A 25,588-nucleotide genomic window follows, 5' to 3' on the forward strand; every position below is an offset into this window, starting at 1 on the left:
TCACGAAACGGATTCGGAACAGCGGCTTTCTCGCCGCCTGGCAGCCTTGCGCGGGGGAAATCGGCAGGCTGGCGCCGGGGCGCGCGAGGGGCGCGCCGTATGGGGGAGAGCGAATCCATGAGTCCTGCCCGGAAAAGAGGCATCCTGATCGGCGCCACGCTGGCGGTCGTCGCCATCGTGGTGGCCGCGGTGGTGCTGCTGGCCAAGGAGGACCGGGCGCCCGCGGCCGCCGACGGGCCGGGGGAGTCCACCGCGAACGCGCAGGACAGCCCGGCGCAGGTCGCCACCCGGTTTCTGCGGCTGTTCGACACGGGTGACCTGACCACCGCCCCGGTCGACGATCCGGCGGCGGCCACGGCCGCGTTGACCGGGACGCGAAACGCCCTCAGCGGGGCCTCGGTCAAGACGTCACTCGGCGAGGTCCCGACGACGCCGGGTGACGCGACCTCGACGTCGGCCACCTTCCACGCCGCGTGGACGTTCGCCGGCAACAGCGTCTGGAAGTACGAAGGCAAGCTGGACCTGGTGCGCAATGCCGGGAAATGGGTCGTCCGCTGGGCGATGTCGGTGATCCATCCGAAGCTCGAAGCCGGGCAGCGGCTCGCCGTCGCCCCGGTTTCGGCCAAACCGGTCGTGGTCGATCGCGACGGCAAGGCCCTCGTCGGCGGTGACGCGGCGGGTGTCGCGCCGATCCTTCAGGGCGCGTTGTCCAAGGTCGCCTCCGAGCAGAACGGCGGCACCGGAACAACCATCACCGTGTCGCGCGTCGACGTCTCCGGCAAACCGGTCGAGACGCTCTTCGGGCAGGCCGCCGAGACCGACAAACCGCTGGTTTCGACCTTGAGCGTGGCTTCCCAGAACGCCGCTCAGAAGGCCGTCGACGGCTTCGGGGGACCGGCGATCATCGTCGCGATGAAGACCTCGGGCGAACTACTGGCGGTCGCGCAGAACGGCGCCGCTGGGAACAGGCCGGACGCGCTCAACGGCCTGTACTCGCCGGGCTCGGCCTTCAAGATCGCCACGGCGACCGCGGCGCTGCAGCAGGGCGGGGTCTCCGCCGACTCCCAGCTGGCCTGCCCGGGCAGCGAGCAGATCGGGACTCGCACGCTCAAGAACGACAACGGGTTCGACCTGGGGACCGTCTCGCTGAAGACGGCGTTCGCCGCGTCGTGCAACACGACCTTCGGGCGGCTCGCCAAGCAGCTGCCCGCGGACGGTCTCGCGAAGGCCGCGAGCCAGTTCGGCCTCAACGCCGACTTCGAGATCCCGGGGCTCGCGACGGAGACCGGGAAAGTGGAGCCGTCCGGCAGCGGTGACGAGCAGGTCGAAGCCGGGATCGGACAGGGCAGGGTGCAGGTCAGCCCGCTGGGCGCGGCGCTCATGGCCGCGACCGTCGCCGCCGGGAAACCGGTGGTCCCGAAGTTGTGGCAGGGACTGGAGACCAAGGTCAACGCCGGGTATCAGGCACCGCCGGCCGGGGTGCTGAACCAGGTCCGCGCGATGATGCGCGAAGTCTGCACGATAGGGACCGCGAAGGCACTGAAGGGCAGCGGAGCGGTCTTCGGCAAGACCGGGACGGCGCAGTTCGGATCGGGTGCGGACGCCAACGGCTGGTTCGTCGGCTATCGCGGGGACGTCGCTTTCGCCGTCATGCTCGAAGGTTCCAACGACTCCAAGCCCGCGGTGCAGCTGGCGGCGAAGTTCCTGGCAGGCTGACGCTTCGGCGGTCACCGAACCGTGGGTCTTCTACGGTGGACGCATGGAGACGATCGCCCTGGCCGAAGTCGCGGCCGTGCTCGCCGATCCGAGCCGCGCGTCGATGTGCCTCGCGCTGCTCGACGGGCGCGCCTGGACGGTGACCGAGCTGGCGGGCGCGGCCGAAGTGGCCGCGTCGACGGCGAGCGAGCACGTGACGAAACTGACCGAGGCTGGCTTCGTCGTACGGGTCAAGCAGGGACGGCACAGTTACGTCCGGATAGCCGACCCCCGGGTGGCGGAACTGATCGAGCATCTGGCGCAGCACGCGGAGCATCGGCCGGTGAAGGGGCTGCGGTCCTCCGTGCGGGTGAAACGGCTCGAGTTCGCCAGGACCTGCTACGACCACCTCGCCGGAACGGTCGGCGTCGCGCTGCGGGACGGGATGCTCGCCACCGGGCTGATCGACGACGCCGGTGGCCTGACGCTGACCGGTCGCGGTCGTGAGGTGCTCGGTGCGCTCGGGGTGGAGATCGACGACGGCCGCCGCCCGATGCTGCGCGACTGTCTGGATTGGACGGTTCGGCGTGATCATTTGGCGGGCCGGGTACCCGCGGCGTTACTGTCTCACGGAGTGAGCACCGGCTGGTTGTCCCGTGAGGGCAACCGCGCGGTGAAGGTTCTGCCCGCGGCGGAAAAGCCGTTCGCGGAACTCGGTGTCGACCTGGTGGCCCTGCGCAGTCCCTAGTGGACAGTCTGTAACACAGGTTATCCGGGCGCTTTCCGACCGGTACACGAACGTGTGACGAGCACCGCCTCACTATTCTGGAGCCCTCACGGCGACCGGAACGGGAGGCGACATGGAGCAACTCCCGCTCATCCTCGGCACCGGTGGCGCCGTGCTCCTCGTCGCCGTGATCGCCGTCCGGGTGTCGATCCGGGTCGGTCTTCCTTCGCTGCTGCTGTACCTGGGGATGGGCGTCCTGCTCGGCGAAGCCGGGTTCGGCATCCAGTACGACAACCCCGAGCTCACCCAATCGCTCGGCCTCGCCGCGCTGGTGATGATTCTGTCCGAAGGTGGCCTCACCACCCGGTGGTCGGCCGTGAAACCGTCGCTGGGCATCGGAATCGCACTGTCCACAGTGGCCGTTGTGGTGAGTATCGCGGTCACCGGCGCCGCCCTGCACTGGTTGCTGGGCCTGGACTGGCGGATGGCGTTGCTGTGGGGTGCGGTGCTGGCCTCGACCGACGCCGCCGCGGTCTTCTCGGTGCTGAGATCCGCGGGGATCGGCAAGCGGCTCGTCGGCGCGCTGGAGATCGAGTCGGGGATCAACGACGCCCCGGCCTACATCGCCGTCGTCGTCCTCGCCGAGGGGACGACCATCGACTGGTCGCTGCCGCTGCTGGTGGTCTACGAACTCGCCGCCGGGCTGGTGATCGGCCTGGCCTTCGGCTGGGGCGGGGCGTTCGCGCTGCGCCGGGCGGCGCTTCCCGCCACCGGTCTGTACCCGCTGGCCACGGTCGCGGTATGCGTCGTGGCGTATTCGAGCGGGCAGCTCGCCCACGCGTCGGGCCTGCTCGCCACCTACGTCGCGGCCCTGGTGCTGGGGAACTCGAAGCTGCCGCACCGCTCGGACACGCTGTCCTTCGCCGAAGGGCTCGGCTGGCTCGCGCAGATCGGCCTGTTCGTGCTGCTCGGCCTGTTCGCGTCGCCGAGCAGGATCTTCGAAAGCCTGGTCCAGGGCCTGGTCGCGGGCGCGGTCGTGCTGCTGCTCGCCCGCCCGCTCTCGGTCCTGCTGTCGGCGCTGCCGTTCAAGATCCCCTGGCGAGAACAGGTGTTCCTGTCCTGGGCCGGGCTGCGCGGGGCGGTCCCGATCGTGCTCGCGCTGATTCCGCTGTCGTCCGGGGTGCCCGGCGCGCAGGAGCTGGTCGACGCGGTGTTCGTGCTGGTCATCGTGCTGACTTTGCTCCAAGGGGCCACGCTGACCCCGCTCGCGAGAATCCTCGGGCTGGCCCGGCACGCCGAGGCGCACGAGATCGACGTCGACTCCGCGCCGCTCGACGAGATGGGTGCGGAACTGCTGCAGGTCCGGATCCACGCGGGATCGAAGATGCACGGCGTGTACCTGGCCGAACTGCGGCTGCCGGTGGGGGCGACGATCAGCCTCCTCGTCCGCGACGGCGCCGGCTTCACGCCGAACAAGAACACCAGGCTCCAGGAGCGCGACCAGTTACTCGTCGTGACCACCGCCGAAGTGCGTGACGCGGCCGAACGACGGCTTCGGGCCGTCGACCGCGCAGGCCGACTCGCCAGGTGGAAGGGCGAATCCGGCCAGTAGGTCACGAACCGCCACCAGCTGTTCGTCGGTTGATCTCAGAAACTTCTTCCCATTTGTACTCCTTTTGGATTACTTTTCCCGCAATCGACTCCATCGAATGGGTGAGTGTCACGGGGTAAGGAGTACGCAAGGTGACGAAACTTCCTGTGCGGTTCGCTGGTCTAGGGGTCACCGCCGCACTCGTCGGGGTGGTTCTCTCTGCTCCCGCCGCCTCCGCGGCCGGCGCCTTTCCCGCGTTCGGGCTGCCCTTCGACTCGGGCCAGTCGGTCTACTCGGCGGGGATCCACTCGGACAACGGCACCTCCGGCGTGAAGAACGCCATCGACTTCAGCCCCGGGGACAAGACCGTTCGCGCCCCGCTGGCGGGAACGGTCCGGATCCAGCACTGTTCCGGCGGCGACTGGGTGACCGTCGACCACGACGGTGGCCGGCGGACCGGGTACTACCACCTGGAGGGCATCGCGGTCACGGACGGCCAGAAGGTCGCCCCTGGCGACGCGCTCGGCCGGACCGGCAACGCGCTGCCCTGTGGTGGCAGCAGTACCGGCGCCCATGTGCACTTCACCCTGTGGACCCTGCCCGCGGCCGCCGCGCAGGGCGGAGACTCGCGCGACTTCGGGGTCGGCGCGGGCAACTGGAACGGCCTGTCCTACGACGAGGTCTCGACCAAGGTCGCCGAGGCCTACGGCGAAGCCGTCGACGGCAAGACCTTCGGCGGCTGGCGGTTCACCGCGGGCACCGATCAGTACTCCGGCACCGCGACCGAGGTCTCCTCCCGCTCGACCGTCCCGCTGCCCGGCCGATTCCGGGCCTGACCTGCCGTTGCCCGGCGCGGCGCGGCGCCGGGCAACGGTTCTTCCCGCTTGCGGAACACGTGAGCGGCGTCTCAAGATGCGGACGAGGGCTGGCTCGATCGCCCGCCCATCCGCTAACTTCGTCCGTAGGTCACGAGTGTCAGCGTCAAGCCCCGGCTAGCTGACCGGCAACCCTCCTTCCGCGGTGGGGTGCCCCGGGTGAGGACCTGGCTCGTCGCGTGGTGCGACGGGCAAGCGCGGGATCCTCGGCGGGTCCCCTGGCCCGGAGGATGACGATGACTCTCGCTCTCGAACGCACCAGCACCCCCGCTGAAGTCGCTGAAGACGTTGCCACGCACCAGATCCCGGCGGTCGCGTGCGCTGATCTCCGGGTTCCGCTGGTCACCGGCGGCGACATCGGTTACGCCAACCTCGATCACGCGGCGAGCGCCCCCTGTCTGGACAAGGTGCGTGCCGCGGTCGACGAATTCCTGCCCTGGTACGCCAGCGTGCACCGCGGCGCCGGCTTCGCTTCGCAGGTCTCGACCAAACTTTACGAGCGCACGCGCGGAATCCTGCGCGACTTCGTCGACGCGCGGTCGACCGACACCGTCGTGTTCACCCGCAACACCACCGATTCCTTCAACCTTCTCGCGCGCAGCCTGCCGAAACACACCTCGGTCGTCGTGTTCGACACCGAGCACCACGCCGCGCTGCTGCCGTGGAAGGGACCGAACGTCCGCCGGATCGAAACCCCTCGGACCCGCCTCGCCGCGGTGTCCGCTGTGGACGAAGCGCTCGCGGACTGCCCGCAGGGTCCGCGGCTGGTCGTGCTCACCGGCGCGTCCAATGTGACCGGGGAACTGTTGCCCGTCAAGGAGATCGCGGCCGTCGCGCGGCGGCACGGCGCCCGGATCGCGCTCGACGCGGCGCAGCTCGCGCCGCACCGGAAGATCTCGGTGCGCGAACTGGACGTCGATTATGTCGCGCTCTCGGGGCACAAGCTGTACGCGCCTTTCGGGGCGGGCGCGCTGATCGGCCGCGCCGACTGGCTGCGCGCGGCTCAGCCGTACCTCGCCGGTGGCGGCGCGACGAAGCTCGTCAACCGTGACTCCGAAAACCTCGGCGTGGTCTGGAATTCCGGTCCCGAGCGGCACGAAGCCGGTTCGCCCAACACCGTCGGCGTCTACGCGCTCGGTGTCGCCTGCGAAACCCTGGCCTCGAACTGGGACGGGATCGTCGCCCACGAGGAGGAATTGCTGGCGCGCCTGCGCCGCGGTCTCGCCGCCATCCCCGGATTCGCCGAACTGCGGCTGTTCGACGCGCCGGTCGACCGGGTCGGCACGCTCAGCTTCGTCGTCGACGGCTTCGACCCGGGCTGGCTCGCCGCGGTGCTGTCCGCGGAATACGGCATCGGCGTGCGAGACGGCGCGTTCTGCGCGCACGTGGCGACCAAGCGGCTGATCGCCGTGGCCGGTTCGACGGGTCAGCAGGCCGTGCGGGTCAGCCTCGGCCTCGGGAGCACCACCGAGCACGTGGACCGGATCGTCCTGGCGCTGCGCCAGATCGTGGCCCGCGGCGCGCGCTGGCAGTACGAGAAGCCGGAAGGCCGCTGGGTGCCGGAGAACGATCCGCGGGAGCTTCCCCCGTTCTGCGCCTGACCCACTACCCTCACCCCGTATGGGGAACGAGCGACCGCGTTACTGGTTTCCGCTGGCGTTGCTGGGATTCGCCCAGTTGCTGGTGGTGGCTTTCGGCGGGATGTGGTCCGGAGGATGGTTCGCCTACGCGCCCGCCGCTGGACGGCGGTTCCTGACCCAGGAGCTGTACGGGGTCGGTGAGGGCAGGTACGCGGGCTTGTACGGCGTCGAGATGAGCCGTGAGAACGCTGCCGCGCTGGATGCGTCGTTCGACATCGTCGGCCGGACCGACGGCTGGCTGTTCGCCGTCCTCGCGGTCTACCTCGGCACGGTGCTGTTCTACGCCATCCGGACGAAGGCCCTGCGCTGGTGGAAGGTCGCCGCGATCGCGCTCGGCGGGCTGGTCGGCATCGTGCTGGCGGATCTGGTCGGCTACTGGGAGCTCGATCTCGACGGCGACACCCGGAGCGCGATCCTGCTGACGCTCGGCCTGGCCGGGCTCGCGTGGCTGGAGCGCAGCGTCCTGGTCCTCGTCGTGGCCGCGGCGTTCGTGCTCTGCGCGGTCGTGTTCGCGCAAGGGCAGCTCGCGCTGGTGCTGTCGTCACTGGTCGTGCTCGCCGGGGCGTTCGCCGCCCTGCTGAGCAGGCCGAAGGCGGCCGCCGAGGAGTCCTGAACACGCTCAGTGGACAATGGGGCGGTGAGTACAGAGCCCGAAACGGCGCCACCGTCGCCACCGCTGCCCAAGAAGCGCGTCGCCGTGGTGTTCGCCGTCGCCGCGGTGCTGTGGGGGATCGACCTCCTCACCAAGCAGATCGCCGTGTCCACGCTGGAGGGCAAGCAGCCGGTCGAGTTCCTCGGCGGGCTCGTGTACTTCCAGCTCGTGCGCAACCCCGGTGCCGCCTTCTCGATGGCGACCGGGCTGACCTGGGTGCTCGCGCTGGTCGCGATCGCCGTCGTGATCGCCATCGTCTGGCTGTCCCGGCGGCTGCGCTCGGTCGGCTGGGCGATCGGCCTCGGCCTGGTGCTGGCGGGCGCCCTCGGCAACCTGACCGACCGGATCTTCCGCGCGCCCGGCCCGCTGCAGGGACACGTGGTCGACATGATCTCCGCGTTCGCGCCGAACGGGCAGGGCTGGGCGATCTTCAACGTCGCCGACTCCGCGATCTGCGTCGGCGGCGTGCTCATCGTGATCCTTTCCTTGCTGGGCAAGGACTACGATGGAACGTCTACAAAGGACAAGAAGAAGGCGGCGAGCGAATGAGCGCGCGGATGTTGCCCGTTCCCGACGGGCTCGACGGCATGCGCGTCGACGCGGGGCTGGCGAAACTACTGGGACTTTCCCGCACGGTCGTGGCGGAACTGGCCGAATCCGGCGAGATCCTCCTCGACGGCAGGCCCGCCGGGAAGTCCGACCGGCTGACCGCCGGCGGACTGCTCGAGGTGACGCTGCCCGATCCGGCCTCGGCCGTCGAGGTCGTCGCGGAACCCGTCGAAGGCATGAAGATCCTGCACGACGATGACGACATCGTGGTGATTTCGAAGCCGGTCGGCGTCGCCGTGCACCCGAGCCCCGGCTGGACCGGGCCGACCGTCGTCGGCGGGCTCGCCGCCGCCGGGCTGCGGATCGCGACCTCGGGCGCCGCCGAACGTCAAGGCGTCGTGCACCGGCTGGACGCCGGCACCACCGGCGTGATGGTCGTGGCGAAGAGCGAGCACGCGTACACCGTGCTGAAGCGGGCGTTCAAGGAACGGACCGTCGACAAGGGCTACCACGCCATCGTGCAGGGCCACCCGGACCCGACGCGCGGCACCATCGACGCGCCGATCGACCGGCATCCCCGGCACGACTACAAGTTCGCCGTCGTCCAGGGCGGGCGGCCCAGTGTCACGCACTACGAGGTCGTCGAGGCCTTCCGCGCCGCGTCGCTGGCCCAGATCAAACTGGAGACCGGGCGCACGCACCAGATCCGCGTGCACTTCTCGGCGCTCAAGCACCCCTGCGTCGGCGACCTGACCTACGGCGCCGACCCGGCGCTGGCGCGCAAGCTGGGGCTCTCCCGGCAGTGGCTGCACGCCAAGACGCTCGGCTTCGCCCATCCGTCCGACGGGCGCTGGGTCGAGTTCGAGTCGGAGTACCCGGACGACCTGGCCAACGCGTTGCGGATCCTGCAGGACGAGAACTAGGCGTGCGCGTCAGTCGTCGATCGACCAGGTCAGCGTGCGCTCGTCCGGCTCCGGCCTCGGCGACCAGCGCACGGCGACCACGCGGGTCGCGTCCGGCAGCACGTAGACGGTGTGCCCGCCCAGGGTCTCCCCGGGCCGGACACCGATCTTGTGCGGCGGCCGCGAGGTCAGCGAGACCGGCGCCTTGGTGATCGGCTTGCCGTCCGCGGTGAGCAGTTCGAGGTAGTTGTCCGGGAGCGACACGAACGGGATGTTCCCGCGGTTGGTGATCTCGGTGTGCACCACGACCGATCGTTCCCCGGCTTCCAGCGAGTAGCCCGCGGCGCTGAACAGGTAGTCCGCCGGGTCCTGGACCTCCAGCAACTGGACGGTGAGCTGCTCGCCCTCCAGACCCTGGGTCTCCATCACGTCACCGGTCCGGCCCTTCTTGCCTTCCGGGGCGGCCTGCGGCGTGACCTGCTGTTCGTCGCCGCGCGCCCAGGACGCGGTCTGCGGGACGCCCCAGGTGCTCATCACCGGGTCGGCGGGCGCCATCGGGGGCGGCGCGAACTGCTGCTGCGGTGGGGCGGGCGGCCGCGGAGGCGGCGCCATCGGCTGGCGCACCGGGGCCGACGGCGGGCCGGGGTAGCGGCCCGACGGAGTGCCGTGCACGTTGTACGCGCCCGACGGCGTGCCTTGGACGTTGTACGGTCCGGAGGGAGTGCCCTGGACGTTGTGCGGCCCGGAATGCCCAGGCGGACGCTGAAGCTGCTGAGGTTGCTGGGGCTGCTGGGCCCACGAGGGCGGCGCGCTCGAGATGGCGGCCCGGAGCCCGTTCGGGTCGCTCTCCACGCCCACGAGCAGCGGCAATCCGCTGCCGGAGAGGGCGACCAGGCGGTACGCGACCTCGCGCGGGTCCATCCCGACCTTGGCCGCGAGTTCGTGTACGGCCGCCTTGCCCAGGTCCGCGAGGGCGGCGAGCAGGCGGATGTCCACGGGATCGGTCACGGCCACGTCCGGGAACGCTACCGTCTCGCTCCCGGCGCCGCGGGGAGAGGCCGCCCGAGCGCGGCAAAACCCGGCTTCGGTAGTACTCGGTCTCCATTAGGGTCGGGTTACCGCCTCCATCGACCTCTGGGGAAAGAAAACATGAGCGAAGTCTCCGCCCTCGCCGACGAGTTCGTCGAAGCCCTCTTCGACGCCGAGCCGGTCATGCCCGCTTTGCAGGGCTTCCGTCCGGAATCGACCGGGCTCAGCGATCTCAGCGAGGCCGCCGGGGACGCCTTCCGCGCGCGGCTGTCCGGGCTCGCCGAGCGGGCCGAGGCGCTCGCCGCCGACGGTTTGAGCGCGGAGGAGAAGACCACCCGTGACGTCCTGATCGCGATGGCGCGGGCGAGGATCGCGCTGCTGGACTCGCGGTTCGTCGAGTTCACCGTCAGTGACCTGTTCATCTCGCCCGCCGCCGAGGTGCTCACCGTGCTGCCGATGATGTCGGTCGGGACGGGCGCGCAGGCCGAGGCGCATCTCGGGCGGATCGCGGCGATCCCGGAGTACCTGCGGCAGGCCGCGCAGCGGCACCGTGACGGCGTCGCCCGCGGCCTGGTCCCGGTCGCGTACCTCGTCGACGCCGCCGTCGCCTACCTCGACCGGCACCTCGCCGATCCTTCGGCCGATCCGCTGCTGCGCCAGCCCGCGCCCGACGAGGACTTCGAGACCCGCCGCGCCGGCCTGCTGCGCGACGTCGTCCGGCCCGCGATCGCCGAGTACCGCGAGGTGCTCGCGAAGGAGATCGCGCCGCACGGCCGCCCCGAGGACAAGCCCGGCGTCTGCTGGCTGCCCGACGGCGAGCGCATCTACGCCCTGCTCGCCGAGATGCACACGACGACCGACCGCACCCCGCGTGAGCTGCACCAGACCGGGCTCGACGTGATCGCGGGCCTCGCCGCCGAGTACCGCGAGTACGGCTCGCGGGTCTTCGGCACCAGCGACCTCCAGGAGATCTTCACCAAGCTCCGCTCCGACCCGGCCCTGCGCTGGTCCGGTGCCGACGAGATGCTCGACTCCGCCCGCGCGGCCATCACCAGGGCCGAGGCCGAGGCGCCGAAGTGGTTCGGCCGGATCCCGCCGCAGCCGTGGACGGTCGAGCCGGTGCCCGCCGAATCCGCGCCCGGCGCGCCCGCCGCGTACTACATGTGGCCCGCGGTCGACGGCTCCCGGCCCGGGATCTACTTCGCGAACACCCACAAGGCGGAGGAACGGTTCCGGCACGCGGCGGAGGCGACGGCGTTCCACGAGGCCATCCCCGGCCACCACTTCCAGCTGAGCCTCGCGCAGGGCCTCACCGAACTCCCGCTGCTGCGCCGCATCGGCGACTTCACCGCGTACGCCGAGGGCTGGGGCCTGTACACAGAGCGCCTCGCCGACGAAATGGGCCTGTACTCCGACGACGTCGCGAAGCTCGGCATGCTGACCATGGATTCGATGCGCGCCGGACGGCTGGTGGTCGACACCGGGCTGCACGCGCTGGGCTGGAGCCGCCGCCAGGCGATCGACTTCCTCGCCGAGAACACGCCGATGGCGCCGGTGGAGATCGAGTCCGAAGTGGACCGGTACATCGCCTTCCCCGGGCAGGCGCTGTCGTACATGGTGGGACGGCTGGAGATCCAGCGCATCCGTGCCGAGGCCGAACTGAAGCTGGGCAGCCGGTTCGACATCAAGGCCTTCCACGACGTCGTGCTCGGTGGCGGGTCGCTGCCGCTCTCGGTGCTGGACGGCGTGGTCCGTGACTGGGTCGGCGGCCATGGCGACACCCCGAACGGTCTCGCCGACGAGTTGATGAAGCTCAAGTTCGAAGAGTTCCCGCTGTGGCGCTCGCTGCTCGGGCTCCCCGGCGACGAAGGCGCGCTGCCCGATCCGAGCGCGGAGGCCGCGGCCGCGCAGCGCGCGACGGCGATCGCCATCGCCGAGCGCGCCGAAGCCCTCGACACCGAGGGGCTTTCCCCAGCCGAGGCGGTCACCCGTGAGGTCGTGATCCAGCAGGCCAAGGCGATGGTCGACGTCGTCGACGCCCGTGCGGCCGAGTTCTCGGTCAGCGACGGGCTGGCCTCGCCCGCGCTGTTCATGCTCAACGAACTCTCGGTGCTGTCGCTGAACGACGAGGAAAAGGTCCGCGGTTATCTGAAACGGCTGGAAGGCATGGGCGCCTATCTGGACGCCCTGATCGTGCGCCAGCGCGCGGCGGCGGCCGACGGGCTGGTCCCGCCCGGCTTCCTCGTCGAAGGCGGGATCGCTTACGTGGAGCGTTATCTCGGGGACGAGGCGGGGGATCCGCTGGCGCTCACCGCGTCCGTTTCCGTGGAAGGCTACGAAACCGAACGCGACCGGCTGCTGGCCGAAGTCGTCCGGCCTGCCTACCGGCGCTACCGCGACTTCCTCGCCGACGAGCTGCGTCCCGTGGCGAAGCCCGAAACCGAGCCGGGTCTCTGCGCGCTCCCCGGCGGGCAGGAGAAGTACGCCGCGCTGATCCGGGCGCACACGTCCACCGAGCGCACCGCCCAGGAGCTGCACGACACCGGCCTCGGCATGATCGCGAAACTGGCCGACCAGTACCGCGAGCTGGGCGAGAAGATCTTCGGCACCCAGGATCTCGAGAAGATCTTCGAGCGGCTGCGCACCGACCCCGCCCTGCGCTGGCGGGACGGCGACGAACTGCTCGACGCCGCGCGTGACGCCATCACCCGCGCCGAAGCCGTCGCCCCGCAGTGGTTCTCGACCGTGCCCGAGGAGCGGTGCCAGGTCGAGCCGGTCCCGCCCGCGGAAGCGCCCGGCGGCACGCTGGCGTACTACATCGAGGCGTCGCTCGACGGCTCGCGGCCGGGCACCTACTACGCGAACACCCACGAGGCCGAGCAGCGCCCGAAGCACACGAGTGAGGCGATCGCCTTCCACGAAGCCGTTCCGGGGCACCACTTCCAGATCTGCATCGCGCACAAGCTCAAGGGCCTGCCGATGTTGCGCGGGCACGCGGACGTCAACGCCTACGTCGAAGGCTGGGGTCTCTACTCGGAGCGCCTCGCCGACGAGATGGGCCTGTACTCCAGCGATCTGACCAGGTTCGGCATGCTCACCCAGGATTCGATGCGCGCCGGGCGGCTCGTCGTCGACACCGGGATGCACGCGCTCGGCTGGAGCCGTCAGCAGGCCGTGGACTACCTGGCCGAGAACACGCCGATGGCCAGGGTGGAGATCGAGGCCGAGATCGACCGCTACGCCGCCGTTCCGGGGCAGGCGCTGTCGTACATGGTGGGGCGGCTGGAGATCGAGCGGATCCGCGCCGAGGCCGAGGCCGCGCTCGGCGACCGGTTCGACATCAAGGGCTTCCACGAGGTCGTGCTGAGCAACGGGATCCTGCCGCTGCGGGTGCTGGACGACGTGGTGAAGGCCTGGGTGGCGGCGCAGTGAGCCGGGCCACAGGCGAAAGGCGGCGTCCCGGCGCATACTGTCGCTAAGCGAGCGCTCAGTAACGTACGAGGGAGATGCCGATGAGGATCGGGACCGCGATCAGCTACGCCGGTGGTTTCGCCGACAGTGTGGCGGACATCGTCGAGCTGGAGAAGGCCGGACTGGACATCGTCTTCGTCCCCGAGGCCTACTCGTTCGACGCGGTCAGCCAGCTCGGCTACGTCGCGGCGAAGACCGAACGGGTCCAGATCGCCTCGGGCATCTTCCAGATCTACACGCGGACCCCGACGCTGACCGCGATGACCGCCGCCGGGCTGGACTTCGTCTCCGACGGCCGGTTCACGCTCGGCATCGGCGCGTCGGGTCCGCAGGTCATCGAGGGTTTCCACGGCGTGAAGTACGACGCGCCGCTCGGCAGGACCCGCGAGATCATCGACATCTGCCGTCAGGTTTGGCGGCGGGAGAAGGTGGTGCACTCCGGCACGCACTACTCGATCCCGCTGCCCCCCGAGCAGGGCACGGGCCTCGGCAAGCCGCTGAAGCTGATCAACCACCCGGTGCGCGAACGGATCCCGATCCTGCTGGCCTCGATCGGTCCGAAGAACGTCGCGCTCACCGCCGAACTCGCCGAGGGCTGGGAGCCGATCTTCTTCCACCCCGAGAAGGCCGCCGAGGTCTGGGGCGCGTCGCTGGCCGAGGGCAAGGCGAAGCGAGACCCGTCGCTGGGCGAGCTGGACACCTTCGTCGGCACCGCGCTGGCGATCGGTGACGACGTCGAAGGGCTGCTGGACCACCTGCGCGGCATGCTGGCGCTGTACATCGGCGGCATGGGCGCGCGCGGCAAGAACTTCTACAACAGTCTCGCTCAGCGGTACGGCTACGAGGCCGAAGCGAAGCTCATCCAGGACCTCTACCTGGACGGCAAGAAGGAAGAGGCCGCCGCGGCGGTGCCGAAGGAGCTGATCAGGGCGATCTCGCTGATCGGGCCCGAGGGCTACGTCAAGGAGCGCCTCGCCGCCTTCCGTGAGGCCGGTGCGACCACGCTGGTGGTCAACCCGCTGCTGCCCGGTCGTGAGGCCCGTGTCGCGCAGGTTTCGAAGCTTCGCGAACTCGTCGGCTAGCGACGCGGCGGGGAGGCGAACCTCTCACCTGTATCGATCCGGTATACTTGACCTGCGCCGGTGTACCCCCTTCGTGGTCAAAAAACGGCCTCCCGGTGGAAAGAGAACGTAAACCACGCCTGAACGGCCGGAAAATCCGCCATTATCAGGAGTGAAAGCGAGACCTCGGGGGAATACGTTCGCGACGAAGGTGAGGTGCCTCGCGTGCGCAAGCAGATCGGCGAGCCGTCCGCCGCGGTCCTTGACGTCGGGTCGTTCAGCGCGCGGCTGGTGGTTCTGGCCAAGGGCGGTACGCCGCTCGATCCCGCGCTGAGCCACCAGACGCGGCTGCGGCTGGACAGGGAACTCGACGATGACGGGAACCTGACCCGGCGCGGTATCGACGCGGTCGCGTCCGCCGTCGAGGCGGGGATGACGATGGCGGCCAAACACGGCGTCGAAGGTGTGTACCCGCTCGCCACGTCGTCGATCCGCGACGCGAGCAATGTCAAGCACGTCGTCCGCGACGTCCAGAAGGCCACCGGGGTCAAACTGCGGTTCCTCACCGGCCGCCGCGAGGCCGAACTGGCCTACGTCGGCGCGCGCCGGTGGTACGGCGCTTCCGCCGGCGCGCTGCTGGTGCTCGACATCGGCGGCGGGACCGTCGAGCTCGCCGCCGGGGATGCCGAGGAGGCCGGGTTCGCGCATTCCCTGCCGCTCGGCGCGCGATCCCTGACCCGGGACTGGTTCGCCACCGAATGTCCGTCGCCCAAGGTGGTACGGGCGATGCGGGAACACGTGCTCGACGAGGTCCGCGACGCGATGCAGGACGTTCTGCCGCATATCCGCGACCATCGCGCCGTCGGCTGCTCCAAGGTGCTGCGGCAGCTCGCCCGGCTCGCCGGGGACCGGCCGTCCCGCGCCAGGGAACTGCACCTCGACGACCTCCGCGCGTGGATCCCGCGGCTGGCGAAGCTGCCCGCGAAACGCCGCGCCGAGCTGCCGGGTATCTCGCGGCAACGCTCCCACCAGGCGCTCGCGGGCGCGATCGTCGCCGAGGCGCTGCTGACGCTGGCCGGCGGCCAGGTCGCCATCTGCCCGTGGTCCACCAGGGACGGCCTGCTGCTCGGCATGCTCGACGGGCTCGTCACGCCGGAGGGCGAACCGGCGAAAGCCGCCTGAAGACTGGCGCATCCGGCCGCGAGCGGGTACCCCGGACACATGAGGGAAAGCAAGAAGAACTTCGGGCAGGACGAAGAAGAAGACCTCGACGACCTTCGCGGGATCCAGCCGAAGACCGACGTGCCCAGCGCGCCCAACCGTGACATCGGGCCGCATGGCACCAAGGAGGTCGACGGCGTGCCGGGCAGCGGCGAGGTACCGGTCGAGCCGCCGGACTGAGCACTCACCCGTCCTTCGGCCGCCTCCGCGCCGGAGCCCGGCCCGCGGGCTGTACCGGCGCGGGGCCAGGGTCGAGCGCGGGGATCGGCAGCCGCACCGGCTCGGCGGTCACCGTGAACGTCTCGCCGTGGTGCGCCAGTTCCAGCGGTTCCCCGGTGATCACGTGGTAGGTCGCGCCCTCACCGTCGATCTCGACCTGGAACCGGGTGCCGCGGAAGGTCAGCCGGAACGCGATCCGCCGGAGTTGCGGCGGCAGCCTCGGCGCGAAGGTCAGCCGGCCGCCGTAGTCGCGCAGCCCGCCGAAACCGGCGACGGTGCCCTGCCACGCGCCCGCCAGCGAGGCGAGGTGCAGGCCGTTGCGGACGTTGTTGTGCACGTCGTGCAGGTCGGTGAGCGCGGCCTCGGCGAGGTAGTCGTAGGCCAGTTCGAGATGCCCGACTTCGGCCGCCACCACCGCCTGTGTTCCCGCCGACAGCGAGGAATCCCGCACGGTCCGCGCCTCGTAGTAGGCGAAGTCGCGCGCCTTTTCCTCGGGGGTGAAGGAATCCCCGCACAGATGCAGCGCGAGCACGAGGTCCGCCTGTTTGACCACCTGTTTGCGGTAGAGGTCGAAGTACGGATAGTTGAGCAGCAGCGGGTAGAAATCGGGGTCTGTGGCCTCGAAATCCCACTCGTCGTGTTCCAGGAACCCCTCGGACTGCGGGTGTACGCCGAGATCCTCGTCGTAGGGCACCAGCATCGCGTCGGCGGCCTTGCGCCACAACGCGACCTCGTCCGCGCCGACCTCGAACCGCTGGGCGATGTCGTCGTGCTGGCCGACGATTTCGGCGGCGTAGAACAGGTTCCGGCGGGCCATGAGGTTCGTGTAGACGTTGTTGTCCGCCACCGCGGAGTACTCGTCCGGTCCGGTGACGCCGTCGATCCGGAACCGGCCCCGCCGGTCGAAATGCCCGAGTGACAACCACAAGCGCGCGGTTTCGAGGAGCAGTTCCGCGCCGCAGGTCCGCATGAACTCGTCGTCGCCGGTGGCGTTGAGATAGCGCACGACGGCGTCGGAGATGTCCGCGCTGACGTGGAACGCCGCCGTCCCCGCCGGCCAGTACGCCGAACACTCCGCGCCGTTGATGGACCGCCAGGGGAACGCGGCGCCGCGCAAACCCAGCTGCGCCGCCCTTTCGCGCGCTTTGTCCAATGTGGAGTGACGCCAGCGCAGTGCGTCGCGGGCGGCGTCCGGGATGCTGTAGGTGAGCACGGGCAGGACGAAGGTCTCGGTGTCCCAGAACGCGTGCCCGTCGTAGCCCGGGCCGGTCATTCCCTTGCCCGCCAGTGCCCTCGTCTCGCCGCGGGCCCCGGCCTGCAGGAGGTGGAAGAGCGCGAACCGCACGGCCTGCTGTAATTCCGGGTCGCCTTCGATCTCGATGTCCGAGGTCTCCCAGAAGTCGTCGAGGAACTCCTTCTGTTCGGCGAGCAGCCCCTTCCAGCCGGTCTGGCGTGCGCCGGCCAGCGCGGCCTCGACCTGTGCGCGCACGGCGGGCACCGAACGCTGCGCGGACCAGCCGTAGGCGAGGAACTTGGTGATCCGCAGCCGTCCGCCCTTGGGCACGTCGACGGCGATGGTGAGCCGCGCGAGATCGTCCTCGGCCTCGATATGCGTGCGCACGCCGTCGGAGACGTCGATCTTGTGGTCCATCGCGGCGGCCATCCGCAACCCGGATCGGCGGGTCTGGTGCACCAGCACCGCGTGGTACGCCTCCGCGTGGTGGTATTCCCCGATCAACGGCGACTCCAGCGCCGCCGCGACCCGCGGGTCACGCGTGTCGGACTCGATCGGCTCGTTCGCCAGGAGATCCGACTGCGCCACCAGCTGGAGTTCGTCGTCGAGCGGTTCGACCTCGTACCTGATCGCCGCGACGGCCCGCTGGGTGAACGAGACCAGGCGTTCGGTCTTCACCCGGACCCGGCGGCCGGTCGGCGACGACCAGACGGTGTCGCGCGCGAGGGTGCCCTTCCGGAAGTCGAGCACCCGGTCGTGTTCGGTCGCCTGGCCGTACCGCATGTCGAGCGGCTCGTCCTCGACGAGCAGCCGGATGACCTTGCCGTCGGTCACGTTGACGACCGTCTGACCCTCTTCGGGGTAGCCGTAACCCGTTTCCGCGTAAGGGAGATCGTGCTGTTCGTAGAAACCGTTGAGGTAGGTGCCAGGAAGACCGCGCGGCTCGGCCTCCTCCAGCGTGCCGCGCAGGCCGATGTGCCCGTTGGAGACCGCGAACGCCGATTCGGTGCGCTGCAACGCGTCGACGTCCATTCCGTGCCAGCGCAGCTCCCAGGGCGCGACCTCGTAGCCGTGGGGAAGCGATTCGGTCACTTGCGATCCTCCAGGAGTTCGGCGAGGTCCTCCACCACGACGTCGGCGCCGTGCGCGAGCAGTTCGCCCGCCTGATGCGCGCGGTTCACCCCGACCACGTAACCGAAACCGCCGTCCTTGCCCGCCTGCACGCCCGCGAGGGCGTCCTCGAAGACGGCCGCGTTCGCCGGTGCGACACCGAACGCCTCGGCACCGGCGAGGAACGAATCGGGGGCGGGTTTGCCGCGCAGGTTCTTCTCGGTGATCACGATCCCGTCGATCCGCGTTTCGACGAACTTGGTCAGGTCGGCGGCGTCGAGCACCTTCGCGCCGTTGGCCGACGAGGTGACGACGCCGATGCGCAACCCAGCCGCCTTCGCGGCTTCCAGGTACCGGACGGAACCCGGGTACGGGGTCACGCCCTCGTCCTCGATGATCTTCAGTACCAGCTGGTTCTTCCGGTTCCCGATCCCGTTGACGGTGGCGGCCTCGATGTCGTCGTCCGGGCCGCCTTCGGGCAGTTCGATCCCGCGCGAGGTGAGGAATGTGCGGACGCCGTCGGCCCTCGGCCTTCCGTCGACGTAAGCCGCGTAATCGTTGTCGGTGAACGGCGAGAACGCGTCACCGTCGCGGGCGCGCAGGAACTCGTCGAAGGTGCGCTTCCACGCCGCGCGATGCTGGGCCGCGGTTCCGGTCAGCACGCCGTCGAGGTCGAAGAGGCAGGCCGTGATGGTGTCGGGCAGACCGATCATGTCTGGCCACGCTACCCGGGCTCGCCGGTGCCCGCTCGGCTTCGTCAGGAGGCGCGGATCACGAGCGCGACATGCCGTGCGGCCCGGTCCAGCGGCTCCGGCGACCGGCGGACCCGGCTGACCAGCAGGGCTCCTTCGAGGTTGTTCATGATGGCCGTCGCGACGTCTTCGGGATCCTTGACGTCGCCGAGCAGATCGACGAGCAGCGTGTGCCAGGCGGCGAACGCGTCCTGGCACGCCTTGGTGATCGCGGGCGAGGCGTGCGCCATCTCCAGGGTGATCGTGGCGAGCGGGCAGCCGCCGCGGTAGTCGTCGGCCGCCAGCGCCTCACCCGCCTTGCGATACCACCAGGCCACGGCGTCCTCGACGGTCTCGTTGCGCTCGAAAGCGCGGCGGACCGTCTTCGCCACGACGGCGGTGCCGAGCTCGATCGCGGCGACCGCGAGCTGCTCCTTGCCGCCGGGGAAATGGTGGTACGCCGACCCCCACGGCGTCCCGGCCTGCTCGACCAGCCGCCGCCACGAGGTCGCCTGGTAGCCCTCGCGGCGGAAAAGCGTCATCGCGGTCGAGATCATCCGCTCGCGAGTGGTGGCATCGGACACTCACGCAGCATAGCCCTTGACTAGGACGACCGTCTTAGGAAAGCCTAGGACGATCGTCTTAGGAGGCGGCCATGACCACCGATGTCACCGGGCAGACCAGGCAGAAGACCGTGACCTGGCAGGATCCGCTGCCCACCGCCCGGCTCGGCCGGGAAATGTCCGGCTTCGAGTACCTGACCGGTATCGCCGAGGGCCGGATCCCGCCGGCGCCGATCTCGGCGCATTTCGGCATGCGCTGGGTGAGCGTGGCCGAAGGCGACGTCGTGATCGCCGCGACGCCGGACGAGTCGCTGTACAACCCCATCGGGACCGTGCACGGCGGCGTCGCGGCGACCCTGCTGGATTCGGCGGTGGCGTGCGCGGTGCACTCGACCCTGCCTGCCGGGGTCGGCTACACCTCCGTGGAGCTGAAGGTGAACTACCTCCGCGCCATTTCGGGTTCGGTGGGGGAGATCCGCGCGCACGGCTGGGTCGTGAAGGCCGGTTCGCGCGTCGCTTTCGCCGAGGGCGACCTCCGCGACGGGCAGGGCAAGGTGCTCGCGACGGCGTCGAGCACCTGCCTGATCATCAAGCCCTAGAACATATCGGCGCCCGGAGGTACGGGCTGCTTGACGTCCCAGTGCTCCACGATGAGCCCGTCCTGCACGCGCACGATGTCGACGACGGCCGCGCCGGACGCTTCGCCCGGCGGGACCACGTGCAGGTGCACGACGACGTGCTCGTCGTCGGCGATCACGCGTTTCACGGAGACGTCGGCGCCCGCCATCGGTGAATTCCGCATCGCTTCCACGAAGGCGTCACGGCCCGAGGGGAATCCCGGGCTGTGCGTGACGAAATCCGGGTGCACGTTCGTGCCCGCGGCGGCGAAGTCCTTGTGCACGAACAGGTTCTCGAAGCAGTCGAGGACGATCTTCTTGGCTGTGGTCATGCGAATATCGTCCTCCCGCTGTCGATTACCGCGGAGGTAAAGGCTTGCCTCTCGAAGGGCTCCTGCACGCCACCTTCGACTTGCCACTCGACCACCCGAAACGCCACTCACGACCCGCTCGCCCAGCGCATGCCGACGTGAACTTCCGGCCCGGGCCTAGGCCGCGCCCACCTTGCGTTCGAAGACCAGGCCCTCGGCGGCGCGCAACCCGACGCTGATCGCGCCGGTCAGCACCCCGTCGTCGCCCAGTTCGCCCTGGACGACCGAGGGCACCAGGGGAGTGAACGAGCGCAGGGCGCGGTCGATCGGGTCGAGCAGCAGATCGGCCGCGGTACCGATCCCGCCGCCGAGCACGATCAGTTCGGGGTCGATCACCGCCGCCACCGACGCCACGGTGTACGCGAGCCTGTCCGCCTCCGCCTCGACGGCGCGCAGGGCGAGTTCGTCGCCGTCCCGGGCGAGCCGGAAGACCTCACGGGCCGATTTCGCCGTGCCGAGGCCGAGTTCGCGCGCGCCGCGGACGACGGACTGCGCCGCCGTCGCCTCTTCGAGGTGGCCGCGGACGGGGGGCGAGTCCTCGCCCTCACCCGCCGCGTCCGACTGCCCGTACGGCAGGTAGCCGATCTCGCCCGCCGCGCCCGTGGCACCGCGGAAGACCTGGCCGTCGACCATCACGCCCATGCCGACGCCGGTGCCGATGGTGATGCAGCCGAACACCGACGCGCCGCGCGCGGCGCCGCGTTCCCATTCGCCGACGGCGGTGAGGTTGGCGTCGTTCTCGACCATGAGATCCGGGCCGAGGACGGCTTCGAGTTCGTCGAGCAGGCCGGCCTTGCCCCAGCCGGGCAGGTTCGGCGCGTGCCGGAAGCAGCGTTTGTCCGGATCCGCGACGCCGGGGGAGCCGAGGACACGCACGACGATGTCCGCCTGGGACAGTCCCGCTTCGCGCACGGTCGCCGCGGCGAGGGCGCCCACCGCGCTGACGAGCGCGGTGCCCGAACGTGAGGTGTTCCGCTCGTCACGGCGGGCGACCACGGTGTGGCCGAGGTCGGAGACGGCGACGCGGAGGTGCTCGCGTCCGATGTCGACACCGAGGACGTAGCCCGCCGTGGGATCCGCTTCGTAGAGGACGGCGGACCGGCCGGTGCCGGTCGAGGTGTGCCCGGTCGCCCTGGCGAGACCGGCCGCTTCGAGCGCCAGCAACGCTTGGCTCACCGTGGGTTTCGAAAGTCCGGTGTCCTTCGCGACCTGGGGCCGCGTCGCCGGGCCGCTGCGGCGCAGGAGGTCCAGCACGGCGCGCTGATTGATCTTCCGCATCCCGGCGGGGGTGCCGACGGGTGGGTTTTCTGCGCCAACCACGAGCTTCGCCTCCTGTCGAACCAAGGTGTTCCACCAAAGTTATCCGGGTCCGGCCCGAAATGGGCAAGAAGGTTTACATTAGGTGGTCCCAGGCGAACGATAAACGTGCTCGCGCCGCGAATCGCGCACGCCGCGCGCGAAAACCTGTGATTCACCCGGTATCCGGGCGCGTGCTCCCAGTGACCGGTAATGGTCTAGACCAGGCGGGTCAAGCCACGTGGCGGCTCGCCGGACGCCGGAAACCCCTGTGCTGACGGGGGCGTTCGGGGGCTTCGCCGGTCTCGTGGTCCGTTTCGGCGCTGCGGGAATCCGGGTAACCGGCCGTCGTCGCCGGGCTGGGGCGGTTGCGCAGCCGATGCTGCCGGTTCACCACGTACAGCAAGAGCAGTCCGGCGACGACCAACCCGTGGGTGAGCACGCGTCCCGCGGTGACCTGTCCGGTGGCGAGGTCGCCAGCCGACAGCGCCAGGAGGAGCGCGACGAAACCGGTCAGCGCGGGCAGCTGCCCGGACGCCGCCTTCGTGCGGACGGCCGCCCAGCCGAGTCCGACACCGACCGCGAGGTTCCACGCGCTGCTTTCGTGGGCAAGGTGCCCGATCAGGGATTCCGTACCGTGTCCGGCGGCGTGGTCTTCGACGCCCAGCAGCTGGGCGAAGGCGAGACCGAGCTGCGCGATCGCGACCAGCGCGAGCGCGATCCTGGCGGGCCAGCCTTCGCTCGGCGGGGCGGGGGTGCGGTCGAGGATGACGGCGGTGAGGTCCGGGACCCGGGGAGCGGGCCGCAGCAGTATCGCCCGGTGCATCCGCTCGGCGCGCGAGAGCCACGATCGGCACGCGGGGCAGCCCGCCACGTGCCGGTCGACCACCTCGGGCGGGGCGGGTTCGGTTTCGCCGTCGAGCCGGGCCGACAGGGCCTCGCGGCAGGTCTCGCACTTCACGTCTCACTTGTCGGGCGCGGGCCTGCCCCGGTTCCCGGGACGCTGCTACGTTTCTCGTATGGCCGGGCCGCGCAACCACGACGACGAGCGGGTGACCGAGCTCGCGCTCGCTGCCGCCCGCGGCGACCGGCGGGCGCTCGAAGACTGGGTGCGTGCCACCCAGGCCGACGTCTGGCGTTTCGTCGCGCACCTCGCCGACGTCGGCGCCGCGGACGATCTCACCCAGGAGACGTACCTACGCGCGTTCGGCAGTCTGCGGCGGTTCGCCGGCCGGTCCTCTTCGCGGACCTGGCTCCTGTCGATCGCGCGCCGCGTCGTCGTCGACCGCATCCGCGCGGCTTCGGCGCGCCCGAAACTCGCCGACGTCGACTGGGAGGCCACCGCGGAGCGGCGCGGCGCCCGTCAGGCGGAGGGTGTCGCCGGCTTCGAGGACCTGGTGGAGCTGCGGATGCTGCTCGACGGGCTCGACCCGGAGCGGCGCGAGGTCCTCGTCCTCACCCAGGTGCTCGGGCTTTCGTACGCCGAGGCCGCCGAGATCTGCGGCTGCCCGGTCGGCACCGTGCGCTCGCGTGTCGCGCGTGCCCGCGAGGATCTGCTCGAAGCGGGCCGGGAGCGCGACTCCATCTGACGGGCTGTCCGAGCCCACTGTGGCGCGCCACACATTCGGGGCCGTTCGCTGTCACCTCGTCACACAGATGGGCCGACCCGACTACTCCGCGTTGACTAGGCCGAATGCCGATGCCTAGCGTGTCGCCATCCGACCCCAGGCCGCGCGAGGGTCCCCGCCTTCTCCGCGCGCTCTCGAAGGGATCTTCCCGATGGCCAGTCCCACCACCACTGGAACCCCAGGCGAGGCTCCGGACTCCGGCGGCCTCGGCCGTCGCCGGTTCCTGAGCTTCCTCGTCGCCGCGCCCACGCTCACGATCGCCACGAAGATCGGTATCGACACCGTCGCGCCCGAAGCGGCCGAAGCCGTCATCCCGACTCCGCCCGGCCCGGCCGAGATCCTCGACCTCGGCGACGTGCTGATCCTGTCGAACGCCCCCACCGCCGGTCTTCTCGTGCTCGAAGTCCGCGAAGACGGCCGCGTGCGGCTGGAGCTGCCGCGGACCGAGGTCGGCCAGGGCATCACCACGGCGAACGCGATGCTGGTCGCCGAGGAGATGGACCTGCCGCTCGACCGTGTCGACGTCGTTCTTTCCGACGCCCGCTCCGAACTGCTGTTCAACCAGCTGACCGGCGGTTCCAACACGATGCGCTCGCTCTACACCCCGGTGCGGACCGCGGCCGCCGCCGCGCGCGCCCGCCTGGTCGCGGCCGCGGCGCGGCAGTGGGGCGCCGATGCCGCCCGGCTGTCCACAAGGGACGGCGCGGTGATCGCGCCCGACGGCCGCCGGGCGGGCTACGGCGCGCTGGCCAAGCCCGCCGCCCGCGCCGATCTCGGCAAGCTCACCGCCACCCCGAAGGCGGAGTCCGCGCACAAGCTGGTCGGCACGCCGCAATCGCGCAAGGACGCCCGTGCGATGGTCACCGGACAGCTGCAGTACACGCTGGACCTGGACATCCCCGGCGCGATGCCGGTCATGGTCCGCCGCCCGCCGACGATCAACGGCACGGTCAAGCAGGTCAACAACGAGGCCGCCGTCCGTGCGATGCCCGGCATCATCGACATCGCCGTGATCAAGACCGGGGTCGCGGTGATGGCCGAGACCTTCGGCCAGGCGCTCGACGGCAAGAACGCCCTCGACGTCACCTGGAACGGCGGCACCGTCGACGGCGAGAACAACGCGACGATCAAGAAGAAGCTGCGGGCCGCGGCGCTGCCGTTCGTCGTGCCGCCGCTGCTGACCCAGTACGTCGACGGCGAGTTCGACTTCGCCTTCGCCAGCCACGCCCCGCTGGAGACCAACTCGGCCGTCGCCGACGTCCGGGAGGACGGCGCGACCATCTGGTCCGGAATGAAGGTCCCGATCCTCGCGAAGCAGAACATCGCGCAGGAACTCGGCCTTCCGGAGAATAAGGTCACCGTGCACGTCCAGCAGGCGGGCGGTTCCTTCGGCCGGCGGCTGTTCTCCGACGGCGCCATCGAGGCCGCGCGGGCGTCCAAGGCGTTCAAACGGCCGGTGCGGCTGATGTGGAGCCGTATCGACGACATGCGCCACGGCCGCGCGCGGGCCGCGAGTCACCACAAGATCCGCGCCACCTTCGCCCTCGGCCAGGTACTCACCTTCGAGCACCGGGTCGCCAGCGTGGAAACCGACTGGAGCCACGGGCTCGGCGAGGTCTTGACCGCTTTCGCCGCGGAACTGCCGGTCGGCGGCAACCTGAGCTTCGCGCAGACGGTGTTCCTGCTGACGGTGAAGTCGCCGTACAACTTCGGTGTCACGACGCAGCTGCTCAACGAGGTCCCGGTGGACTTCCACACCGGTGCCTGGCGGTCGGTGTACTCGTCGAGCACGCGCGGCGCGGAAGAGATCATGGTCGACGAGATCGCCGCGAAGCTCGGCAAGGACCCGGTCGAGTTCCGGCGCGAGTTCATCAAGGACGACCGGCAGCGCGCGGTGCTGGACAAGGTCGCCGAACTCGGCGAGTGGGGCAAGAAGATGCCCAAGGGCTTCGCGCAGGGTGTCGCCGTGCACGGCGAGTACAAGTCGTACACGGCTTGTCTCGTCGAGATGGACGCCCGCGATCCGAAGAAACCGCGCGTCACCAAGGCGACCATCGCGGTCGACGTCGGCAAGCCGATCAACCCGCGCGGCATCGAGGCGCAGATGCTCGGCGGCCTGACCGACGGCATCGCCACGACGCTGACCGCGGGGCTGCACATCGACAAGGGCCTGCCGCTGGAGGGCAGCTACTCGCAGTTCCATTACGCGCGGCAGAAGAACTCGCCGACGGACGTCAAGATCCACGTGATGCCGGAGACGGGCGAGATCGGCGGTGCGGGGGAGCTCGGCGTGCCCGCGCCGGTCGGCGCGATCGGGAACGCCTACGCGCGGGCCACCGGGATCAAACCGCGCAGCTTCCCGATCAACTTCCCGGTCGACTTCGAACCCTTCCCCCGCTGACCCCC

22 protein-coding genes and 1 riboswitch are annotated in these 25,588 nt (G+C 70.2%); of the genes, 15 read left to right on the forward strand and 7 right to left on the reverse strand.

The window, feature by feature from the left end:
* Positions 1–117: 117 nt before the first annotated feature.
* The 8 genes from CVV72_RS00640 (at position 118) to CVV72_RS00675 (ending at position 8,652) form a co-directional block, all read left to right on the forward strand.
* The gene (locus CVV72_RS00640; RefSeq protein WP_219150404.1) at positions 118–1,716 is read left to right on the forward strand and encodes a penicillin-binding transpeptidase domain-containing protein; all 1,599 of its coding nucleotides are present in this window, start codon (positions 118–120) and stop codon (positions 1,714–1,716) included.
* 43 nt (positions 1,717–1,759) lie between these two features.
* Positions 1,760–2,443, forward strand: a complete 684-nt coding sequence (locus CVV72_RS00645) for a helix-turn-helix transcriptional regulator (protein ID WP_219150406.1) — start codon at positions 1,760–1,762, stop codon at positions 2,441–2,443.
* A 112-nt stretch (positions 2,444–2,555) separates the two neighbouring features.
* On the forward strand, positions 2,556–4,034 hold the full coding sequence (locus tag CVV72_RS00650; protein ID WP_219150407.1) for a potassium/proton antiporter: 1,479 nt from the start codon (positions 2,556–2,558) through the stop codon (positions 4,032–4,034).
* 131 nt (positions 4,035–4,165) lie between these two features.
* Complete coding sequence (locus CVV72_RS00655) at positions 4,166–4,849, forward strand: M23 family metallopeptidase (RefSeq protein ID WP_219150409.1); 684 nt, start codon at positions 4,166–4,168, stop codon at positions 4,847–4,849.
* A gap of 128 nt (positions 4,850–4,977) precedes the next feature.
* Positions 4,978–5,092, forward strand: a riboswitch (SAM riboswitch).
* A 32-nt stretch (positions 5,093–5,124) separates the two neighbouring features.
* A complete protein-coding gene (locus tag CVV72_RS00660) occupies positions 5,125–6,489 on the forward strand; it encodes an aminotransferase class V-fold PLP-dependent enzyme (protein WP_219150411.1) in 1,365 nt (454 codons plus the stop codon).
* A gap of 19 nt (positions 6,490–6,508) precedes the next feature.
* Complete coding sequence (locus tag CVV72_RS00665; RefSeq protein ID WP_219150413.1) at positions 6,509–7,141, forward strand: hypothetical protein; 633 nt, start codon at positions 6,509–6,511, stop codon at positions 7,139–7,141.
* A gap of 24 nt (positions 7,142–7,165) precedes the next feature.
* On the forward strand, positions 7,166–7,729 hold the full coding sequence (lspA, locus tag CVV72_RS00670) for a signal peptidase II (RefSeq protein ID WP_034319164.1): 564 nt from the start codon (positions 7,166–7,168) through the stop codon (positions 7,727–7,729).
* Positions 7,726–8,652, forward strand: coding sequence for an RluA family pseudouridine synthase (locus CVV72_RS00675; protein WP_219150415.1), 927 nt, complete (start codon positions 7,726–7,728; stop codon positions 8,650–8,652). Before lspA ends, CVV72_RS00675 begins: the two co-directional genes overlap by 4 nt.
* 9 nt (positions 8,653–8,661) lie before the next feature.
* Here the strand turns inward: CVV72_RS00675 and CVV72_RS00680 are convergent, their stop codons facing one another.
* Positions 8,662–9,645, reverse strand: a complete 984-nt coding sequence (locus CVV72_RS00680; RefSeq protein WP_219150417.1) for an AsnC family protein — start codon at positions 9,643–9,645, stop codon at positions 8,662–8,664.
* Positions 9,646–9,780: 135 nt separating this feature from the next.
* On the opposite strand from CVV72_RS00680, the gene CVV72_RS00685 reads away from it, so the two are divergent.
* The 4 genes from CVV72_RS00685 (at position 9,781) to CVV72_RS00700 (ending at position 15,593) form a co-directional block, all read left to right on the forward strand.
* The gene (locus CVV72_RS00685) at positions 9,781–13,092 is read left to right on the forward strand and encodes a DUF885 family protein (RefSeq protein ID WP_219150419.1); all 3,312 of its coding nucleotides are present in this window, start codon (positions 9,781–9,783) and stop codon (positions 13,090–13,092) included.
* A gap of 80 nt (positions 13,093–13,172) precedes the next feature.
* Positions 13,173–14,213 carry an LLM class F420-dependent oxidoreductase gene (locus tag CVV72_RS00690; protein ID WP_219150420.1) on the forward strand — a complete coding sequence of 347 codons (1,041 nt, stop codon included), beginning with the start codon at positions 13,173–13,175 and terminating at the stop codon, positions 14,211–14,213.
* 204 nt (positions 14,214–14,417) lie between these two features.
* Positions 14,418–15,374: a Ppx/GppA phosphatase family protein gene (locus CVV72_RS00695; protein ID WP_219150422.1), complete on the forward strand. Its 957-nt coding sequence runs from the start codon at positions 14,418–14,420 to the stop codon at positions 15,372–15,374.
* Positions 15,375–15,413: 39 nt separating this feature from the next.
* Positions 15,414–15,593, forward strand: a complete 180-nt coding sequence (locus CVV72_RS00700; RefSeq protein WP_126733665.1) for a hypothetical protein — start codon at positions 15,414–15,416, stop codon at positions 15,591–15,593.
* A 4-nt stretch (positions 15,594–15,597) separates the two neighbouring features.
* Here CVV72_RS00700 and CVV72_RS00705 read toward each other — a convergent pair whose 3' ends face one another.
* The 3 genes from CVV72_RS00705 to CVV72_RS00715 are packed head-to-tail and all read right to left on the reverse strand — an operon-like array spanning position 15,598 to position 19,291.
* A complete protein-coding gene (locus tag CVV72_RS00705; protein ID WP_219150424.1) occupies positions 15,598–17,958 on the reverse strand; it encodes a glycoside hydrolase family 65 protein in 2,361 nt (786 codons plus the stop codon).
* Positions 17,955–18,689: an HAD family phosphatase gene (locus CVV72_RS00710; protein ID WP_219150426.1), complete on the reverse strand. Its 735-nt coding sequence runs from the start codon at positions 18,687–18,689 to the stop codon at positions 17,955–17,957. The genes CVV72_RS00705 and CVV72_RS00710 overlap by 4 nt, the downstream gene beginning before the upstream one ends.
* 44 nt (positions 18,690–18,733) lie before the next feature.
* Complete coding sequence (locus CVV72_RS00715; RefSeq protein WP_255632430.1) at positions 18,734–19,291, reverse strand: TetR/AcrR family transcriptional regulator; 558 nt, start codon at positions 19,289–19,291, stop codon at positions 18,734–18,736.
* A gap of 71 nt (positions 19,292–19,362) precedes the next feature.
* Between CVV72_RS00715 and CVV72_RS00720 the strand changes: the two genes are divergently transcribed.
* Positions 19,363–19,869, forward strand: a complete 507-nt coding sequence (locus CVV72_RS00720) for a PaaI family thioesterase (protein WP_219150428.1) — start codon at positions 19,363–19,365, stop codon at positions 19,867–19,869.
* On the opposite strand, the gene CVV72_RS00725 is transcribed toward CVV72_RS00720, so the two are convergent.
* The 3 genes from CVV72_RS00725 to CVV72_RS00735 form a co-directional block, all read right to left on the reverse strand.
* On the reverse strand, positions 19,866–20,219 hold the full coding sequence (locus CVV72_RS00725; protein ID WP_219150430.1) for a nuclear transport factor 2 family protein: 354 nt from the start codon (positions 20,217–20,219) through the stop codon (positions 19,866–19,868). The two genes, CVV72_RS00720 and CVV72_RS00725, sit on opposite strands and share 4 nt — an antisense overlap.
* Before the next feature lie 156 nt (positions 20,220–20,375).
* Positions 20,376–21,578 (reverse strand): ROK family protein, encoded by a 1,203-nt coding sequence (locus tag CVV72_RS00730; RefSeq protein ID WP_219150432.1) that lies wholly within the window; start codon positions 21,576–21,578, stop codon positions 20,376–20,378.
* 208 nt (positions 21,579–21,786) lie between these two features.
* Entirely contained in the window at positions 21,787–22,515 is a 729-nt protein-coding gene (locus CVV72_RS00735) for a zf-HC2 domain-containing protein (RefSeq protein ID WP_219150434.1), read from the reverse strand.
* A 58-nt stretch (positions 22,516–22,573) separates the two neighbouring features.
* Between CVV72_RS00735 and sigC the strand changes: the two genes are divergently transcribed.
* Positions 22,574–23,143, forward strand: a complete 570-nt coding sequence (sigC, locus tag CVV72_RS00740) for an RNA polymerase sigma factor SigC (protein ID WP_034324554.1) — start codon at positions 22,574–22,576, stop codon at positions 23,141–23,143.
* Between the two features lie 190 nt (positions 23,144–23,333).
* Positions 23,334–25,583, forward strand: coding sequence for a xanthine dehydrogenase family protein molybdopterin-binding subunit (locus CVV72_RS00745; RefSeq protein ID WP_219150436.1), 2,250 nt, complete (start codon positions 23,334–23,336; stop codon positions 25,581–25,583).
* The last annotated feature ends 5 nt before the right edge of the window (positions 25,584–25,588 follow it).

The sequence above is a fragment of the Amycolatopsis sp. TNS106 genome, assembly GCF_019330265.1.
GTDB lineage: Bacteria > Actinomycetota > Actinomycetes > Mycobacteriales > Pseudonocardiaceae > Amycolatopsis > Amycolatopsis lurida.

Coding starts and splice junctions, on each gene's coding strand:
- CVV72_RS00640 (WP_219150404.1), top strand. CDS start 118: ATGAGTCCTGCCCGGAAAAGAGGCATCCTGATCGGCGCCACGCTGGCG.
- CVV72_RS00645 (WP_219150406.1), top strand. CDS start 1,760: ATGGAGACGATCGCCCTGGCCGAAGTCGCGGCCGTGCTCGCCGATCCG.
- CVV72_RS00650 (WP_219150407.1), top strand. CDS start 2,556: ATGGAGCAACTCCCGCTCATCCTCGGCACCGGTGGCGCCGTGCTCCTC.
- CVV72_RS00660 (WP_219150411.1), top strand. CDS start 5,125: ATGACTCTCGCTCTCGAACGCACCAGCACCCCCGCTGAAGTCGCTGAA.
- CVV72_RS00665 (WP_219150413.1), top strand. CDS start 6,509: ATGGGGAACGAGCGACCGCGTTACTGGTTTCCGCTGGCGTTGCTGGGA.
- CVV72_RS00675 (WP_219150415.1), top strand. CDS start 7,726: ATGAGCGCGCGGATGTTGCCCGTTCCCGACGGGCTCGACGGCATGCGC.
- CVV72_RS00685 (WP_219150419.1), top strand. CDS start 9,781: ATGAGCGAAGTCTCCGCCCTCGCCGACGAGTTCGTCGAAGCCCTCTTC.
- CVV72_RS00690 (WP_219150420.1), top strand. CDS start 13,173: ATGAGGATCGGGACCGCGATCAGCTACGCCGGTGGTTTCGCCGACAGT.
- CVV72_RS00700 (WP_126733665.1), top strand. CDS start 15,414: ATGAGGGAAAGCAAGAAGAACTTCGGGCAGGACGAAGAAGAAGACCTC.
- CVV72_RS00710 (WP_219150426.1), bottom strand. CDS start 18,689: ATGATCGGTCTGCCCGACACCATCACGGCCTGCCTCTTCGACCTCGAC.
- CVV72_RS00720 (WP_219150428.1), top strand. CDS start 19,363: ATGACCACCGATGTCACCGGGCAGACCAGGCAGAAGACCGTGACCTGG.
- CVV72_RS00725 (WP_219150430.1), bottom strand. CDS start 20,219: ATGACCACAGCCAAGAAGATCGTCCTCGACTGCTTCGAGAACCTGTTC.
- sigC (WP_034324554.1), top strand. CDS start 22,574: ATGGCCGGGCCGCGCAACCACGACGACGAGCGGGTGACCGAGCTCGCG.
- CVV72_RS00745 (WP_219150436.1), top strand. CDS start 23,334: ATGGCCAGTCCCACCACCACTGGAACCCCAGGCGAGGCTCCGGACTCC.